17 protein-coding genes are annotated in these 15,731 nt (G+C 69.7%); 6 read left to right on the forward strand and 11 right to left on the reverse strand.

Features of this window, described 5'->3' with window-relative positions; all coding sequences use genetic code 11:
* Positions 1-73: 73 nt before the first annotated feature.
* The 3 genes from pstA to pstS form a co-directional block, all read right to left on the reverse strand.
* A complete protein-coding gene (gene pstA / locus DY245_RS27360; protein ID WP_128509898.1) occupies positions 74-1,156 on the reverse strand; it encodes a phosphate ABC transporter permease PstA in 1,083 nt (360 codons plus the stop codon).
* Positions 1,153-2,151 (reverse strand): phosphate ABC transporter permease subunit PstC, encoded by a 999-nt coding sequence (gene pstC, locus DY245_RS27365; RefSeq protein WP_128509899.1) that lies wholly within the window; start codon positions 2,149-2,151, stop codon positions 1,153-1,155. The genes pstA and pstC overlap by 4 nt, the downstream gene beginning before the upstream one ends.
* A 170-nt stretch (positions 2,152-2,321) precedes the next feature.
* Complete coding sequence (gene pstS, locus DY245_RS27370; RefSeq protein WP_128509900.1) at positions 2,322-3,446, reverse strand: phosphate ABC transporter substrate-binding protein PstS; 1,125 nt, start codon at positions 3,444-3,446, stop codon at positions 2,322-2,324.
* 471 nt (positions 3,447-3,917) lie between these two features.
* Between pstS and DY245_RS27375 the strand changes: the two genes are divergently transcribed.
* Positions 3,918-5,048: a C40 family peptidase gene (locus tag DY245_RS27375; RefSeq protein ID WP_244943297.1), complete on the forward strand. Its 1,131-nt coding sequence runs from the start codon at positions 3,918-3,920 to the stop codon at positions 5,046-5,048.
* 295 nt (positions 5,049-5,343) lie between these two features.
* A complete protein-coding gene (locus tag DY245_RS27380) occupies positions 5,344-6,768 on the forward strand; it encodes a PP2C family protein-serine/threonine phosphatase (RefSeq protein WP_128509901.1) in 1,425 nt (474 codons plus the stop codon).
* 66 nt (positions 6,769-6,834) lie between these two features.
* Here the strand turns inward: DY245_RS27380 and DY245_RS27385 are convergent, their stop codons facing one another.
* The 6 genes from DY245_RS27385 to DY245_RS27410 form a co-directional block, all read right to left on the reverse strand.
* Positions 6,835-7,179: a DUF2516 family protein gene (locus DY245_RS27385; protein WP_181923886.1), complete on the reverse strand. Its 345-nt coding sequence runs from the start codon at positions 7,177-7,179 to the stop codon at positions 6,835-6,837.
* 204 nt (positions 7,180-7,383) lie between these two features.
* Positions 7,384-7,998 (reverse strand): hypothetical protein, encoded by a 615-nt coding sequence (locus DY245_RS27390; protein ID WP_128509902.1) that lies wholly within the window; start codon positions 7,996-7,998, stop codon positions 7,384-7,386.
* Positions 7,999-8,031: 33 nt separating this feature from the next.
* The gene (locus DY245_RS27395) at positions 8,032-8,478 is read right to left on the reverse strand and encodes a helix-turn-helix domain-containing protein (RefSeq protein ID WP_128509903.1); all 447 of its coding nucleotides are present in this window, start codon (positions 8,476-8,478) and stop codon (positions 8,032-8,034) included.
* A 127-nt stretch (positions 8,479-8,605) separates the two neighbouring features.
* Entirely contained in the window at positions 8,606-9,538 is a 933-nt protein-coding gene (locus tag DY245_RS27400; RefSeq protein ID WP_244943293.1) for a putative protein N(5)-glutamine methyltransferase, read from the reverse strand.
* A gap of 309 nt (positions 9,539-9,847) precedes the next feature.
* Positions 9,848-10,558 carry a DUF6882 domain-containing protein gene (locus DY245_RS27405; RefSeq protein WP_128509905.1) on the reverse strand — a complete coding sequence of 237 codons (711 nt, stop codon included), beginning with the start codon at positions 10,556-10,558 and terminating at the stop codon, positions 9,848-9,850.
* A gap of 72 nt (positions 10,559-10,630) precedes the next feature.
* Positions 10,631-11,758, reverse strand: a complete 1,128-nt coding sequence (locus DY245_RS27410; RefSeq protein ID WP_244943294.1) for a DUF6461 domain-containing protein — start codon at positions 11,756-11,758, stop codon at positions 10,631-10,633.
* A 262-nt stretch (positions 11,759-12,020) separates the two neighbouring features.
* Between DY245_RS27410 and DY245_RS27415 the strand changes: the two genes are divergently transcribed.
* The 3 genes from DY245_RS27415 to DY245_RS27425 all read left to right on the forward strand — a co-directional run bounded on the left by DY245_RS27415 (position 12,021) and on the right by DY245_RS27425 (position 13,974).
* Complete coding sequence (locus tag DY245_RS27415; protein ID WP_128509906.1) at positions 12,021-12,440, forward strand: hypothetical protein; 420 nt, start codon at positions 12,021-12,023, stop codon at positions 12,438-12,440.
* Positions 12,437-12,808, forward strand: a complete 372-nt coding sequence (locus tag DY245_RS27420; protein ID WP_128509907.1) for a transcriptional regulator — start codon at positions 12,437-12,439, stop codon at positions 12,806-12,808. Before DY245_RS27415 ends, DY245_RS27420 begins: the two co-directional genes overlap by 4 nt.
* Before the next feature lie 173 nt (positions 12,809-12,981).
* Positions 12,982-13,974, forward strand: a complete 993-nt coding sequence (locus DY245_RS27425; protein ID WP_128509908.1) for an aldo/keto reductase — start codon at positions 12,982-12,984, stop codon at positions 13,972-13,974.
* Between the two features lie 161 nt (positions 13,975-14,135).
* Here DY245_RS27425 and DY245_RS27430 read toward each other — a convergent pair whose 3' ends face one another.
* Both DY245_RS27430 and DY245_RS27435 read right to left on the reverse strand, forming a co-directional pair.
* Positions 14,136-14,510 carry a VOC family protein gene (locus DY245_RS27430; protein WP_128509909.1) on the reverse strand — a complete coding sequence of 125 codons (375 nt, stop codon included), beginning with the start codon at positions 14,508-14,510 and terminating at the stop codon, positions 14,136-14,138.
* Complete coding sequence (locus DY245_RS27435) at positions 14,510-15,091, reverse strand: TetR/AcrR family transcriptional regulator (RefSeq protein WP_128509934.1); 582 nt, start codon at positions 15,089-15,091, stop codon at positions 14,510-14,512. Before DY245_RS27435 ends, DY245_RS27430 begins: the two co-directional genes overlap by 1 nt.
* 202 nt (positions 15,092-15,293) lie before the next feature.
* On the opposite strand from DY245_RS27435, the gene DY245_RS27440 reads away from it, so the two are divergent.
* The gene (locus tag DY245_RS27440) at positions 15,294-15,704 is read left to right on the forward strand and encodes a VOC family protein (RefSeq protein WP_128509935.1); all 411 of its coding nucleotides are present in this window, start codon (positions 15,294-15,296) and stop codon (positions 15,702-15,704) included.
* Positions 15,705-15,731: the final 27 nt, after the last annotated feature.

Consider the following 15,731-nt stretch of genomic DNA (forward strand, 5'->3'; position numbering starts at 1 on the left):
TTCGTTTCGCTTCCGCTCCGGCCGGGTGCCGCACCCTCGTTCCTCGGATGCGACCCCCAACCTCCGCTGCAGCTCAACTCCGTCCTCCGCGTGGGGCCTTCCAGCGGGCTATGCCGCGGGCCACCAGGTTGAGGATCATGACGAAGGCGATGAGGACCAGAGCCGCCGCCCAGGCGCGGTCGTACGAGGCCTCGGAACCCTGCTGCCACTGCTGGAAAACGTAGAGCGGAAGCGACTGCTGGGCATCTTCGAAGGGGTTGTTGTTGATCGTCTTCGCGCCCCACACCAGGAGCAGCACGGGGGCCGTCTCACCGGTGATACGGGCGATGGAGAGCATCACGCCGGTGGTGATGCCGCCGATCGACGTCGGCAGAACGACCTTGAGGATGGTGCGCCACTTGGGAACGCCGAGGGCCAGGGAGGCCTCGCGCAGCTCGTTCGGGACGAGCTTGAGCATCTCCTCGGTGGAGCGGACCACGACCGGCATCATCAAGATCGCCAGGGCCATCGAGCCGGCGAAGCCGGACGGGCCGAAGCCGAGGATCAGGATCCATACGGACAGGACGAACAGGCCGGCCACGATCGAGGGGATACCGGTCATGACGTCGACGAAGAAGGTGACGACCTTGGCGAGCCTGCCGCGCCCGTACTCGACGAGGTAGATCGCGGTGAGCAGACCGAGCGGCGCGGCGATCAGGGTGGCCAGGCCGACCTGCTCCAGGGTGCCGATGATCGCGTGGTAGATACCGCCGCCGGGCATCGCGTCCGGGAGGGTGCCCATCGAGTGGGACAGGAAGTAGCCGTCCAGGACCTTGCTGCCGCGGGCGACGGTCTCCCACAGGAGGGAGGCGAGCGGTACGACGGCGAGCAGGAAGGCGATCCAGACGAGGCTGGTGGCCAGCCGGTCCTTGGCCTGCCGGGTGCCCTCGACGCCCGCGGCCAGCGCGAACGTACCGAGGATGAAGATCAGGACGGCGATCAGGCCCCACTGGACGGTGCTGTCCAGGCCGGCGCCCAGCCCGATGCCGCAGCCCGCGCCGGCCGCGACCAGCGCGAGGACCGGCGGGGTCCAGCGGGGCAGCCGGGCCTGCTTGAGGGAGACCGGGAGGGGAGTGCCGCCGTCGGCGACCGGTCGGCGGTCAGTCACGGTACTCATGCAGCGGCTCCCGAGTACTCCTTGCGACGGGCAATGATCAGGCGGGCCGCGCCGTTGACGAGCAGCGTGATCACGAAGAGAACGAGGCCGGAGGCGATCAGGGCGTCCTGGCCGAATTCATCGGCCTCGCTGAACTTGCTGGCGATGTTCTGGGCGAAGGTGCCGCCGCCCGGGTCCAGCAGGCTGGTGTTGATGAGGAAGCTGGGCGAGAGGACCGTGGCGACGGCCATCGTCTCGCCGAGCGCGCGGCCCAGGCCCAGCATGGAGGCGCTGATGACTCCGGAGCGGCCGAAGGGGAGCACCGACATCCAAATGACTTCCCAGCGGGTGGCACCGAGGGCCAGCGCGGCCTCCTCGTGCATCTTGGGGACCTGGAGGAAGACCTCGCGGCTGACGCTGGTCACGATCGGCAGGATCATGATCGCGAGCAGGATGCCGACGGTGAACAGCGAGCGCGCGGCGCCCTGGGAGTAGCTGAAGATCCCGGTCCAGCCCAGGTAGTCGTTCAGCCAGCTGTAGAAGCCGGACAGATGCGGGACGAGGAAGAGCGCGCCCCACAGGCCGTAGATGATGCTGGGCACCGCGGCGAGCAGGTCGATGATGTAGCCGAGCGGCGAGGACAGCTTGCGCGGCGCGTAGTGCGAGATGAACAGCGCGATGCCGACCGCGACCGGGACCGCGATGACCATCGCGATCACCGAGCTGACGACGGTGCCGAAGGCGAGCACCGCGATGCCGAACTTCGGGTCGAGGCCGGTGGCGTTCCAGTCGAGCGTGGTGAGGAAGTTGGCCTTGTCGCCGGAGATGGCGAGCACGGACCGGTAGGTGAGGAAGACCGCGATGGCGGCCATGATCACCAGGAGGGCGATACCGGAGCCCCGGGAGAGCCCGAGGAAGATCCGGTCACCGGGGCGGACCGCCTTGCCGGAGACGGCGGAGTGCTCGTCGTTCCGTGGTGGCGGGGGTGTATCGGTTATCGAGGAAGCTGTATTCATGGATTCTCCGGTCTGCGGAGCCGGTGAGGGCTCCTGGCGCGGCGGTGCACCGGACGGGTGGCGGCCCGAAAGGGGCCCTTGTGAGGGGCCCCTCTGGCCGTGTGGCGACTGCTCAGGCCGCTTGTAGCGGGCCCCTGAAGTCCGACGGACTCAGGCCGCCACCCGGATGCTCAGGAGATCTTGGCGACGGTCGCGCGGACCTTGTCGGCGATCTCGGTGGGCAGCGGGGCGTAACCCAGCTCCTTCAGGGCGGCCTGGCCGTCCTTGCTGGAGACGTAGGTCAGGAAGGACTTGGTGGCGGGCAGCGTCTCGGCCTTGTTGCCCTTGTCGCAGGCGATCTCGTACGTCACCAGGGTGATCGGGTAGGCACCCTCGGCCTTGGTGGTGTAGTTGAGCTTCAGGGCGAGGTCATCGCCCGTGCCGACCTGCTTGGCCTCGGCGATGGCCTTGGAGGCGTTGTCCACGGTGGCCTCGACCGGCTCCTTGGCACCGGTGTTCAGCTTGGCCGTGGGGATCTTGCCGGAGGTCGCGTACGAGAGCTCGAAGTAGGAGATCGCGCCGCTGGTCTGCTTGACCTGCGAGGAGACGCCGGCCGAGCCGGACGCCGCCTGGCCGCCGGTGCCCTCCCACTTCTTCGCCGGCTCGTGCTTCCAGTCGCCGGGGGCCGCGGCCTTGAGGTACTTGGTGAAGTTGTCGGTGGTGCCCGAGTCGTCGGAGCGGTGGAACGCCTGGATCTTGAGGTCCGGGAGCTTCGCGTCCGGGTTCAGCTTCTTGATCGCGGCGTCGTTCCACTTGGTGATCTTCGAGTCGAAGATCTTCGCCAGGGTCTGGGCGTCCAGCACGAGGTTGTCCGCACCGGGGACGTTGTAGCCGACCGCGATCGGGCCGCCGACCATCGGCAGGTCGATGGCCTGGCCGCCCTTGCAGATCTCCTTCGACTTGGTGACCTCGTCGGGCTTGAGGGCCGAGTCCGAGCCCGCGAAGGCCGTCTGGCCCTGCAGGAAGGTGGTCACGCCGGCGCCGGAGCCGGTCGGCTGGTAGTTGATCTCGGTGTCCTTGCAGGCGCCCGAGTAGTTCTGCACCCAGACGTCCATGGCGTTCTTCTGCGCGGACGAGCCGGACGCGAGCAGCTTGCCCTTGCCCTCACACTTGATGTTCGAGGCCTTGGCGGAGCTGTTGCCGCCGTTGCCGCCGGCGGTGTCGTCGGAGCCGCACGCCGTCAGGGCCAGGGCACCGGAGACGGCGAGAGCGCCAACGGCGAGGGCGCGAACCCGGTTCTTGCGCTGAAGCTTCACTGTCGGGAATTCCTTCCTGGGGCGCGCCGCTTTCGGCGTGCGAGGTGATGAGGTGTGTGGTGACCGCCGTGGGGGTGCGGTGTCAGCTAGCCGTGTCGCGCTTGCCGTTTGGGCGTGACGCGCACTCGGTACGGCCGAAATTAGGCAGATCAGGTGAAGCGGTCGATGGAGGAGAGTGAACGCACGGTGAACCTCGGCCATCAGATGGGTGCGGGCCGCGAGTCGCTCGCACGCTCGTACCAAGAGGCCTCCCCGGCGGACCATGGCCGGTCCGCCCGGCAGGCGCTGAACGGCCCGTCGCCCTGTTGAATTACCGGCCGGTATGGCAGCATCCGCGCCTGAGGAACACACGAATCGGTGCGGAACGACCGGAGGTGGCTGGTGGGGAGCCAGGGGGCACAGCAGGGCGTTCGGGGCGTACGAGGTGTACAGGGCGCATGGGGCGCATGGGGTGTACGGGGCGGCCGGGTGGTGGCATGCACCGCCGCCGTGCTGTGCGCGATGGGGCTGCTCGGGGGGACGGCGACGGCGGCCTACGCCGATGACCCGAAGAACCCGGCCGCGGAACCGGGGCAGACGGCGGACTCCGGACCGCCCACGGATTCCCGGGACGACGCGGACTCCGACGCCCAGCACCTCGACGACGTACGCAAGAAGATCGACGCCCTCTACCGCAAGGCGGAGCAGGCCACCGACGCCTACAACGCCGCCAAGGAACAGGTCGAGCTCCAGCAGAAGGAGATCGTCAAGCTGGCGCGCACCATCGATTCCACCCAGCAGAAGCTGGCCGCCCTCAAGCGGCAGGCGGGCGCGCTGGCCAGTGCGCAGTACCGCGGCGGCGGGTTGCCCTCCGAGGCGAAGCTGATGCTCAACGCCGACCCGGAGGCGTTTCTCGACAATGCCACCCTGGCCCGTAAGGGACAGCAGGCCGCCAGGCGCGTGATGAGCCAACTCGCGAATCTCAAGGGCGACTTGGAGAGCTATTCGGACTCCGCCACGGACCGCTGGGAGCGGCTGGAGGCGAACCGTAAGAAGAAGGAAAGCGCCCAGCGGGACATCAAGAAAAAGATCGAAGCGGCAAAGCAGCTGGAATCCCGGCTGGCCGCCAAGGAAAAGGACCGGCTGAAGAAGCTGGAGGACGAGCTGGCCTTCAAGCAGCAGCAGAAGTGGCTCGACTCGGGCGTACTGAAAGAGATCAGCAACAAAGCGTCGGCCCCTGGCAAGAAGGCGATTTCGTACGCCACCGCACAGATCGGCAAGGATTACGTGTGGGGCGCGGAAGGGCCGGACACCTTCGACTGCTCCGGGCTGACCCTGCGGGCGTGGGAGGCCGGCGGCCGGACGATTCCGCGGACCTCGCAGGAGCAGTGGCGGCAGCTGCCCCGGGTCGACCTGAAGGACATGCGGCCGGGCGATCTGATCATTTATTTCTCCGATGCCAGCCATGTCGGGATGTACATCGGGGACGGCGCGATCGTGCATGCGCCACGGCCCGGCCGGCAGGTGACGATCACCGGCGCCGGTTCGATGCCGATCCTCGGCGTCGTACGGCCCGATGGTGACGCCCGCCACGATGACGCACATCACTCGGGCAATAAATGACCGGATTGTTTCCTATCGGAGGGTTGTCGGTGCGTAGCTGAATGCACTCAAGCGGGGTGATATTCGTCATTCCGCATTCCGCCCTCCCCAGGTCAAATGGCTTATCGGGTGCGGCATATGACGATGGCCGATTGCCGTCGGCCATTCCATACCGCTCTGTACTGACGCTATGGTCGCCTCTCAGTGCCCGGTGTGTGCCCCGCTCATTTGACCGACGAGCGACATGGAACCGGGCACGGTGGTGCGCCGGTCGGCGCCCGCCGTACCCCTCGGGGGGAGGGAAGGAAGCAGACCAATGCCCGTACCCGTACCGCACCAGCGGGCGGTCGTGCTGCCGCACCAGGCAGGACCGGTGGACGACGCCTGCGCGCAGACCGCGCTGGTCGCCGGCGCGCCGGGCGCGGGGGACGCGACGGCCCAGGACACGAGCGTCCCGGCGCACGCCGCCGGCCAGGCGCCGCAGGGCCTCAAGGAGCCCGAGCAGCCGCACCTGGTCGAACAGCGACTTTCGGCCGACCATGGATCGACCCATCAGGGCCTGACCCTGCTCCTCATCGGCGAGGACCCCAACAGCCATGTCCCCGAAATGTGGGACTGGGCCGGCCGCAAGGTCCGCCTGCGCACCGCCCGCAACCTCACCGAGGCCGAGCGGCTGCTCACCGACGACGTGCACTGCATCCTGCTCGACCTGCCCCCGGCCGAGCCCGGTGGCCGCGCGGAACGTGACTCGGGACACGACGGCACCCCCGGCGACGAGCTGGGCATGCTGCGCGACGTCCTGCGGCTGGCGCCCTCGCACGCCGTGCTGGTGCTCACCTACGAGACGGACGCTCAGCGCGCCGCCGATGCCGTACGCGTCGGCGCCCAGGACTACCTCTTCCGTGACGAGCTGGACGGCGCGGTGCTCAGCCGCGCGGTCCGCTACGCCGTCGAACGCAAACGCGCCGACCTGGCCCAGCGCCAGCTCACCGAGTCGCGGATGCTCGCCCAGGAGAACGCCCGCCTGGAGCGCGGTCTGCTGCCCACGCCGCTGCTCGACGGCTCCGATCTGCGGTTCGCCGCCTGCTACCGCCCCGGCCGCAGCCGTGCGCTGCTCGGCGGCGACTTCTACGACACCGTCCGCACCCCGGACGGCACCGTCCACGCGATGATCGGCGACGTCTGCGGCCACGGCCCCGACGAGGCCGCCCTCGGCGTCGAGCTGCGGATCGCCTGGCGCGCGCTGACCTTCGCCGGACTGTCCGGCGACGAGCTGCTCGCCACCCTCCAGAAGGTCCTGGAGCACGAGCGCGCGGACGACGAGATCTTCGCGACGCTGTGCACCGTCGACATCTCCGCGGACGGCCGGCGCGCCGGTCTCTGCCTGGCGGGCCACCCCGCCCCGCTGCTGGCCCGCGCCGGTGAGCAGCCGCAGCTGCTGCCGTACGAATTCGGCGGCCCGGCGCTCGGCCTGCTGCCCAACGCCCGCTGGCCGCGCCGGCAGGTGGAACTGGGTGGCTCCTGGAGCCTGATGATGTACACCGACGGCCTGATCGAGGGCCGGATCGGCGACGGCAACCAGCGCCTGGGCCAGGACGGCATGGCCGAACTGGTCAGCCGCCAGATGGCGGCCGGCCTTCAGGGTGAGGAGCTGCTGGACGCGTCGGTCAGAGAGGTGCGCGACCTGAACGGTGGCGAGCTGACGGACGACGTGGCCGTACTGCTGCTGGACCGGCGGTAACGGGACGCGAGTCCCTACGGGTGCGGCCCGGCGCCACCGGCTCCCGGTGGCCCCGCCGCTTCCCTCTCAGCGCCCGCCGTTGTAGGGCCCGTACGGCCCGTCCGAGCTGGAGCCGCCGCGGCGCGGTCCGCGGCCACCGCCGGAGACCTCCCGCAGCGCAGGACGCACATCGACGGTGTAGACGATCACGGCGATGACGCCGATGATCGGCAGGAACGACATGATCGGGAGAATGAACAGCAGCGCCGTGGCAAGGGCGAGGAAGATCAGCCACATGCCCTTGGTCTGCTTGCTCGCGGCGCGGTAGGCGTCCTCGCGGCGCACCCCCGCATCGATCAGCATCACGGCGGCATAGATGCCCAGGGCGAGCTGCACCCAGCTCAGAATGCTCTGGAACCCGTAAATCAGCACGCCATCCACCGCCCGTTCGCCAGCCGTGTCGTATTGGTCCTCGGCGGTCCACTGCCGCCATGGGGCCCCACCGTACCCGGACAACGGGCCGGGCACCTGAAGTGTGCCCGGCCCGGCCCGTGAAACGGCGTCCTCACCGAAAGGTGAGCGAGCTGGTTCCGGATCGGTGCGCGCGTGCGGCCCGGCCCGGCGCTCGCTTCGCCCTCACTTCGCGGACGGCGGGGTGCTCTTCTTCGCCGGCGCCGGCTTGCGCGGTGCGACCGGCTTCTTCGCCGTGGCCGGCTTGGTCTGCGTCGAGGGGGTGGCCTTGGCCTCCGCCTTGGCCCCGTTCGCGGTCTCGGTCCTCGTGGCGGGCTTGCTCGCCGTCTTCGCCGGCTCCGGCTCGATCGCCACCGCCAGGTCCTCGGCCCGGTTGGCGGCCTCGCCGCGCCAGGTCGCCACCGCGCCGCGGCCGCGCTCGGCCAGCTCCTCATAGCCCTCGCGGGCCCGCACGGCGGTCTCGGCGACCCGGCCCACGCCCTGCAGCGCCAGCTCCTGCGCCTGGTCGCGGAACTTCTTGATGTCGCCGTCGAGCGAGTCCAGCAGCTCGGCCAGCTTCTCCTGGGCGTCCTTGGCCTGCTTGGTGACCAGCGCCTGGACGTCCTTGGGGTCGGTGCCGCGGACGGACTCGAAGCGCTTGGGCGCCTCGGCCCGGATCTTCTCGACCAGCTGCGGCACCTCGCCGAGCTTCTCGGCAGCCAGGTCGACGGTGCCGGCCAGCGCGTACAGCGGGGTCGCGTCGGTCAGGGCCTTACGGAGGTCATCGGTGTTGATGGCCATGACGTTATTCCTCCTGGAAACGAAATCGGTTGCTCAGGTGGCGTGCGGGCCGCCGTCGGCCTCTGTCTCTCGGGAGTCCGTACCGCGTCCGTTCTCATGCCCGCTCGCAGCGCCGTCCTCGCCGCCGCTACCGAGCCCGTTCTCCTTGCGGAAGGACTCGTAGATCTGCAGCAGGACCTGCTTCTGTCTCTCGTTCAGCGACGGGTCGGTGAGTATCGCGGTCTGCACCTCGACCCCGTCCAGACCACGCCGCTCGTCCAGAATCCCGGCCTGGACATACAGCGTCTCGGCGGATATCCGCAGCGCCTTGGCGAGCTGCTGAAGGATCTCCGCGCTCGGCTTGCGCAAGCCGCGCTCGATCTGGCTGAGATACGGATTGGACACCCCGGCGGCATCCGCGAGCTGCCGCAGACTCAGCTGCGCGGTGCGCCGCTGCTCCCGCAGGAACTCGCCGAGATTGCCGACGTTGAGTGATGCCATGACTCGATACTGCATCCTCGTGCTAACTATTGCAAGCAAGCGCTAGCAAAAGTGGTACGGACGGGGTGGTGGGCCTTCGTCCTACGGAGGGGCAGTCTGGGGGCGGCAGCCGTCTGGTGGGGCCTGCTTATGAGGCCCCTGCCACCTCATCCCCTCCCGCTCCCTCTTCCGCGGGCCGGGTTCCGATGATGACCGTCGCGTACAGCTCGTCGGAGCTGGCCACCTGGGTGAGCAGACCGTTGCGGGTGAAGGCCTCGACGGCGTGCGGGACCTGCCGTTCGCTCGTTTCGACGAGCAGATGGCCGCCCGGTGCCAGCCACTGCGGCGCGGCCGCGGTCACCCGCCGTAGGACGTCGAGCCCGTCCGCGCCGCCGTCGAGCGCCACCATCGGCTCGTACTCGCGGGCCTCCGGCGGCAGCAGCCCGACCTCTTCGGTCGGTACGTAGGGGACGTTGGCCAACAGGATGTCGATACGGCCCCGGAGGCCGGCGGGCAGCGGGTCGAAGAGGTCGCCCTCGTAGACCTCGCCCCCGGCGGCGGTGACGTTACGGCGGGCGCAGCGGACCGCGGCGGGCTCGATGTCGGCCGCGTACAGATCGACCTGTTCCAGGCCGGCGGCCAGTGCGGCGCCCACCGCGCCGGAGCCGCAGCACAGGTCGACGACGACCGTGCGCCGGTGCGTACGGGCGGCGGCCGCCCGGGACCCGAGTCGGACGTTCTGGGGATCGAGGCCGACGTTCCGGAGCCCGAGGCCGACGGCTTGGTCCACGAGGAACTCGGTGCGGCGGCGCGGCACGAAGACGCCCGGGTCGACGGCGACCCGCAGACCGTAGAACTCGGCCCAGCCGAGGACGTGTTCAAGCGGCAGACCGACAACGCGCCGCTCCACCATGGCGGCGAGATCGTCCGGCGTACGCGCCGTGGCGAGGAGCAGCTCCGCCTCGTCCTCGGCGAAGACACAGCCGGCGGCGCGCAGTTTGGTGATGACGGCGGCGAGGGAGAGCGGCGAGGGGAGGGGAGCGGCGGGAGGGGAGGAGACAGGTGACGGGTGGGGCGGCACCTGAGGTGACGACGGATGAGATGACTGCGATGGGTGAGGTGCCTGCGACGAGTGAGGTGACGACGGCGTGTGGAGAGACGACGGCGTGTGAGATGACGACATGTGAGCCTTTCGGGCGCCTAAGGCGCTTCCGCGGATCACGTCTGTCGGGCGGTCACCTGAATCGGGCTGACCGCACGGCGTGAGACGGGAGCGCCTGCCTGGTCTGGCGGGGAATCGGTCTCACCTCCTCGGTCGGTCCTCTGCTGCTCGGCAACACTACCTGACCTGGGCCGCGGCACCCAGACCGGTGTCGTGCTCCCTGGGAGCTCAGCGCGCCGCCGGCCCGCTGATGGCACCGACCTCGACCGAACCGATGCGTCCGGCGTCGTCGAAGGAGACCTCGACCGTCGCGCCGGTGGGCAGGTCGGCGCTGATCCGGCCGGGGCCGTGGCGCTGCGGGAGCGCGTGGTGGCCGAAGTAGCCGGCCACCACCGCGTGTGCCGCATTGGCGTGTACGCCCGCGCCGGTGAGCAGGATCCGCGGCAGCGTGACCGGGTCGGGCGCCGCCCAGGGGACCTGGGGGTCGTCCGGCACCATGTACAGCCGGGCGTCCGGACTTGCCTGGACGCCTATGTAGCCGGCGGCGCCCAGTACGCCCATCGCCCCGAAGGCGAGGGTCTCGACGGCCAGCCGCGGGTCCGCGCACGCCGACAGATCGACGAGTTCCTCGGTGAACTCCCGGATGCCGTGCGTATGCCCGAACTGCCGCACCGCCTCGGCCGCGCCGACCGCCGGCATGTCCCGAAATCCGGGATTGGCCCATCCCCACAGCCATGAGGCGTCGGACTCGTCATAGCTGCCGAGGATGGATATCCGCAGGTCACGGCCTGCCTGGCGGTAGATGCACCGATCCAGGTCGGCGGTCCAGGGACCGGTCGGCAGGAAGGCGTTGAACGTTTCGAGCTGCTCGGCGCCCCAGGCGGCATGCGGCTCGGTGAGGCGGACGAAGGCGTCACTGAAAGGGGAGTTGGAGTTCACGCGGACCGACCTTAGCGAGCGTGGGAGGCGCTCCTCGACAGACCTCCGCCCCCCGCTGCCGCAGCCCACCCGTCATCTCGACGTCTCCGGCTGCGACGTCTCTCGGATCGGTGCGCTGCCGCACACGAAGGGGGTGTTCTGGAGAAGCTCCGGGGTGAGGGTGACGCCGGTCAGATGCTGGGCGAGGGCGAAGGCGGCCGGAACGGCGTGCTCCGAGCCGTCGAAGGGATCGGAGACGGCGAAGTCACCGGGCTCCTGGGTCTCCTGGGTCTCCAGGGTCTCCTGGGCTGGCGGGGCTTCCGTGGCGGCCTGGGCTTGTGGGGCGAGCGGGAAGCCCATGCCGCGCATGACGTCCAGGAGCGCGTCGGGGGTGCTGCCGCCACGGCTCTCGGGGAATGTCGGCTCGAAGCAGAGGCGGTTGGTGGTGTCCTCGGCCCAGAGGAAGGTGTCGACGCCGTTGATGTTGGCGAAGTGTGAGATCCAGCGGGTGCCTGAGGAGGCCGGTAGTGCGCGTCCCTCGGTGACGCCCAGGTAGCCGTTGGGCTCGATCGCCACGGTCCAGCGGCCGACGGTCGTCAGGGCGATGAGCTGTCGCTGGCCGTCGGAGCGGCCGAGGAGGTCGAACGCGGCGTCGACGACAGCGATGGCGCCGGTCAGCCCCGTCGCGTAGGGCGGTTCCTCCCGCCCGCCCAGGCGGCGCAGCAGCTCCGCGGGCGGCAGACCGTGTGCCAGCGTGATGCAGTACGCCTCCGCGAGGTCCGGGAAGCGTTCCTCGAACCACAGGTAGTCGCGGTACGACGGGGGCGCCGCCGCGGTGCGGAGGGACCGGCCCAGGGCGCCGGTGAGCAGGCGCGGATGGCGGCGCCACCACCACAGCTCCGCCCGCGGCAGACGGCGAAATCGCGCCAACGCCTGGCCGTCGTCGTCCACCGTCGCCGCCACGAATCTGTCGTCCAGCGCCCTGATCCTCGGCGTCCAGATAAGCAGCAGGTGTTCGTCGAGCAGCAGCCACGCCTCGTGCAGCCAGTTACGGCAGGAGAGGTCGTTGGTGTACTCGTCGACCGTGTCGGAGTAGCCGCGCTCCACGGCATCCACCAGCCAATTCCACCGGTCCACCATCTCCGCGACGGTGAACGATGCGCGCCGGCCCCGCCCGCGCAGCAACTCGCCGACGGCGGCCTCGTTGTCGTGCGTATCCATTGGCGGCGAGCTTGCCACGGCATCGTCCGCCGGGCATCGGCATATCCACCGCTGGGCGTCGCAGTCCCCAGCTGTCGCAGTAGTCCCCAATTGTCGCAGCCCCGTGCTGCTGTCACAGTCCCCGCCGTCCCTCTCCGCCATCGCCATCCCCTCTCGAATGACTGGAAAGTACTTGTCAGATTGGAAAGTTCTTGTCACGATGAAGGTACGAAGCAGGAGCAAGTGCGAGAAGGAAAAAGCAGGATCAGGCAGGGGGACTGACATGTCGGAGTACGCAGCGAAGGACGCGGCGGCCGCGCTGGCCCGCGCGCAGGAGCTGAGCTCAACGGTCCGGGCCGGTGCGAAGTGGTACGTCCGGTACCAAGTGGTCTACGGCTGCGCGGCAGCCGTCGTGGTGCTCGCCATAGGGCTGTTGAGCCGGCCTTACGGTGTGGCGATCGGCGTCGGCTTCTGGGGTGTCGTCGTCGCGGGGCTGTCGGTCTATTCGGCCCGGCAGCGCGTTGCCCGGCGCGGGTTCGGGCGGTGGCATGCCAGCATGATCATCGCCTGGGGGCTGCTCTATGCCGCGGTGCTGGTGCCCGGGAGTATCTGGTTCCCAGGCGTTGTGGCGTGGTGGGTGCCCGGCGCGGTGGTGGTTGCTCTTCCCGGCCTGATAGGCGGTTACTTGGAGGCCCGGCGGTGACTGATCCGCACGACAGAACCCGTCCGCACCACGGATCCCATCCGAGCCACGGATCCAATCCGAGCCACGGATCCCATCCGCGCCACGGACTCGACGAGGTGATTCACGCACCGGTCCGCTTCTCCATCGTGGCGACCCTGGCGGCCGCCGACAAGGCCGAGTTCGCGTTCGTCCGCGATACCGTCGAGGTGAGCGACTCGGTCTTGTCGAGGCAGGTCGCCACCCTGGAGAAGGCCGGCTATGTCGCCGTCACCAAGGGGTACGTCGGCAAGCGTCCGCGCACCTGGCTCGCCCTGACGGCCGACGGTCGCGCGGCCTTCGCCGCCCACTGCCAGGCCTTGCGGGCGATAGCGGGAGACGACGCCTGAGCCGGCTCTGTTGACTTGGAGTGCGCTCCAACTCATACCGTCCTGACGGGATTACGGGACGGGCTCGAAATGAGGGCCCAGGGATCAGGGATCCGAGGTCCGAGGCTCATGAACAGGGGGCCGGGACGCCGAGGTTCACGATCCGTCCCGCCGTACGTCCAGGAGGTAGCAGCATGACCACGACGAACATTCCCTCGCGTCACCTCGGTGAGCTGGTGGTTTCCGCGCAAGGGCTCGGCTGCATGGGGATGAGCCACGGTTACGGGGACTCGGACGACGAGCAGTCGATCGCGACCATCAACCGGGCGCTCGACCTCGGTGTCAGCCTGCTGGACACCTCCGACTTCTACGGGGTGGGCCACAACGAGGAGTTGATCGGCCGGGCCATCGCCGGCCGGCGGGACGACGCGGTGGTGGCGACGAAGTTCGGGTTCGCCAACCAGCTCGGTGAGCCGACCGCGATCCGCGGCGACGCCGCCTACGTACGGCAGGCCTGCGAGGCCTCGCTGCGTCGGCTCGGCGTCGACCACATCGACCTCTACTACCAGCACCGTGTCGACCCCGACGTGCCGATCGAGGAGACGGTCGGCGCGATGGCCGAACTCGTCGAGGCCGGCAAGGTGCGCTACCTCGGACTGTCCGAGGCGGGCGCGGCGACGCTGCGGCGGGCGCATGCGGTGCATCCGATCGCCGCGCTGCAGAGCGAGTGGTCGCTGTGGACCCGCGATCTGGAGCACGAGATCGCGCCGGTGTGCCGTGAACTCGGCATCGGCCTGGTGCCGTTCTCACCGCTCGGGCGTGGGTTCCTGACCGGGCGCTACACCTCCGTGGAGGGGCTGTCGGAGTCTGACGTGCGCCGGAGCCAGCCGCGCTTCGCCGACGGCAACCTGGAGCAGAACCTGGCCATTGTCGAGAAGCTGAACGACATCGCGGCAGAGAAGGGCGTCAGCGCCGGACAACTCGCCCTGGCCTGGGTGCAGTACCGCGGCGACGACGTCGTGCCGATCCCCGGCACCCGTCGGCAGAAGTACCTGGAGGAGAACCTCGGCGCGCTCGCCATAGAGCTGTCCGCCGAGGAACTCGCCGCGATCGACGCCGCAGCACCGGCCGGCCGGATCGCCGGCACGCGATACGACGAGGTCAGCATGACGTTCGTCGACGGGTGAGACGGGTGAGGGGGAGTAGCAACCGAAGGCCGGAAGTCGGAGCGACTGGGGGCTGAGGACCGGGGGCGGGACAACCGAGAGCCGGGGGGTGGGGGCCGGAGCAACCGGGGGAGCAGTGGAACGGAGCGACCGGGGGAGGGCCAGAAGGGCGGCGCGGGTGGTTACGCCGGTGACATGACCTCGTAGAGGTTGCCGGCGTCGTCCTGGAAGAACAGGCCGCGGGGGCACAGGGGATGGTCGATGCGGCCGTTGCCCGGTTCGGTGGGGTCGTTGCCGTAGGGGATGCCGGCCGCCTGTATGCGGGCGAGGACGGCGTCGAAGGTTTCGGGGTCGACGTCGAAGGCGAGGTGATGGCCCTCGGCGTCCGGCACGGTCATGAAGTCGAGGGTGAGCGTCTCGTTCACGCGGACGGGGGCGAAGTGCCCCCGGCGGCCGGCCGGCGGGAGTTCCGGCAGGCCCATCACCGAGGCGAAGAAGTGGGCGGCCGCGCGGTGGTCGGCGGCCGGGACGATGGTGTGGTTGAGGGTCACGGTCATCAGGCGCTCCCAGGGCGGTTGAGGGTGCCGTGCAGGAGTACGGCGATGAGCTCCTCGGGGGTGAGGCTCGCGTCGCCCTCCGGAGCCGGCGTCTGCAGGCGGGTGAAGAGCAGGCCCAGGAAGGCGGAGGCGACCTTCTCGGGGGGCATGCGGAAGGCGGCCCGGTCGGGTTCGAGCAGCTCGATGACGCCGTTGCGCAGGGCGGTGACGGACTGTGCCCGGCTGTCCGGCGGCGGACCGTCGCCGGACCGGGAGCCGGGGCCGTGCTCGCGGCCGCGGCGGTGACCGGAGGCGTGGAGGGCGCTGACGACGGTGCCCATGCGCTCCATGTGGGCGCGCAGCGCATCGGCGGCTTCGGTCAGCCGTACGTCGAGCGGTTCGGCCAGGGAGATCGAGGCGAGCTCGCGCAGGACGTGGTCCGTGCCGACCGCTTCGGCGACACAGGCGTCCAGCACCTCGTCCTTGTCCTTGAAGGCCCGGAAGATCGTGGCCTCCCCGATGCCCGCGGCGCGTGCGATCCGGCTGGTGGTGACGGCCGCGCCGAACTCCGCCACGAGCGGCAGCGCGGCGGCCACGATCATGGCCCGACGTTCCTCGACGCTCATGCCGGGGGCGCGTCGGCGGGGTGGTGGTGTCATGGGATCCACGCTACGGAGTGAGTACTCACTCCGTCAATGGATGCGCGCATCCGCCCTTCGCTCCCTAGACTTTTTGCAGCGTGACAAGGCTGGTGCCGACGGCCGCTGCTCCTGGGCCGTCGTCCCCACGGAAGGGCGGCGCGCCATGGACTGGAAGCTCGAACTGGTGCCGATTCCGGTGACCGATGTGGAACGGGCGAAGCGGTTCTACAGCGAGCAGATGGGCTTTGCCGTCGATCACGACATGCGTGTCGGCGGCGAGGTGCGCATTGTGCAGCTGACGCCGCCGGGTTCGGGCTGCTCGATCGTGATCGGCGCGGGCACCGGCGTCACGGAGGTGGTGGCCGGTTCGGTGCAGGGACTGCAACTGGTGGTGTCCGATATCGCCGCGGCCCGCGCGCAGTTGGTCGAGCGGGGCGTGGCGGCCGGCCCCGTACAGCACATGGAGAACGGGGCGATGGCGGACGGCCCCGGCGGGGCGTGGAACTCGTTCGTCTACTTCAGCGACCCGGACGGAAACGGCTGGGCGCTGCAGGAGCGGCCGGCCGAGGAATGACGGGCGGGGCGCCGTGGAGGGCTCCTA

Source organism: Streptomyces inhibens (assembly GCF_003389455.1).
GTDB classification, from domain to species: domain Bacteria; phylum Actinomycetota; class Actinomycetes; order Streptomycetales; family Streptomycetaceae; genus Streptomyces; species Streptomyces inhibens.

What these genes read in the sequence shown, in the direction of transcription:
- pstA (WP_128509898.1), bottom strand. Translation starts at nt 1,156, where the DNA reads ATGAGTACCGTGACTGACCGCCGACCGGTCGCCGACGGCGGCACTCCC.
- pstC (WP_128509899.1), bottom strand. Translation starts at nt 2,151, where the DNA reads ATGAATACAGCTTCCTCGATAACCGATACACCCCCGCCACCACGGAAC.
- DY245_RS27380 (WP_128509901.1), top strand. Translation starts at nt 5,344, where the DNA reads ATGCCCGTACCCGTACCGCACCAGCGGGCGGTCGTGCTGCCGCACCAG.
- DY245_RS27390 (WP_128509902.1), bottom strand. Translation starts at nt 7,998, where the DNA reads ATGGCCATCAACACCGATGACCTCCGTAAGGCCCTGACCGACGCGACC.
- DY245_RS27395 (WP_128509903.1), bottom strand. Translation starts at nt 8,478, where the DNA reads ATGGCATCACTCAACGTCGGCAATCTCGGCGAGTTCCTGCGGGAGCAG.
- DY245_RS27410 (WP_244943294.1), bottom strand. Translation starts at nt 11,758, where the DNA reads ATGGATACGCACGACAACGAGGCCGCCGTCGGCGAGTTGCTGCGCGGG.
- DY245_RS27415 (WP_128509906.1), top strand. Translation starts at nt 12,021, where the DNA reads ATGTCGGAGTACGCAGCGAAGGACGCGGCGGCCGCGCTGGCCCGCGCG.
- DY245_RS27425 (WP_128509908.1), top strand. Translation starts at nt 12,982, where the DNA reads ATGACCACGACGAACATTCCCTCGCGTCACCTCGGTGAGCTGGTGGTT.
- DY245_RS27430 (WP_128509909.1), bottom strand. Translation starts at nt 14,510, where the DNA reads ATGACCGTGACCCTCAACCACACCATCGTCCCGGCCGCCGACCACCGC.
- DY245_RS27435 (WP_128509934.1), bottom strand. Translation starts at nt 15,091, where the DNA reads ATGATCGTGGCCGCCGCGCTGCCGCTCGTGGCGGAGTTCGGCGCGGCC.
- DY245_RS27440 (WP_128509935.1), top strand. Translation starts at nt 15,294, where the DNA reads ATGGACTGGAAGCTCGAACTGGTGCCGATTCCGGTGACCGATGTGGAA.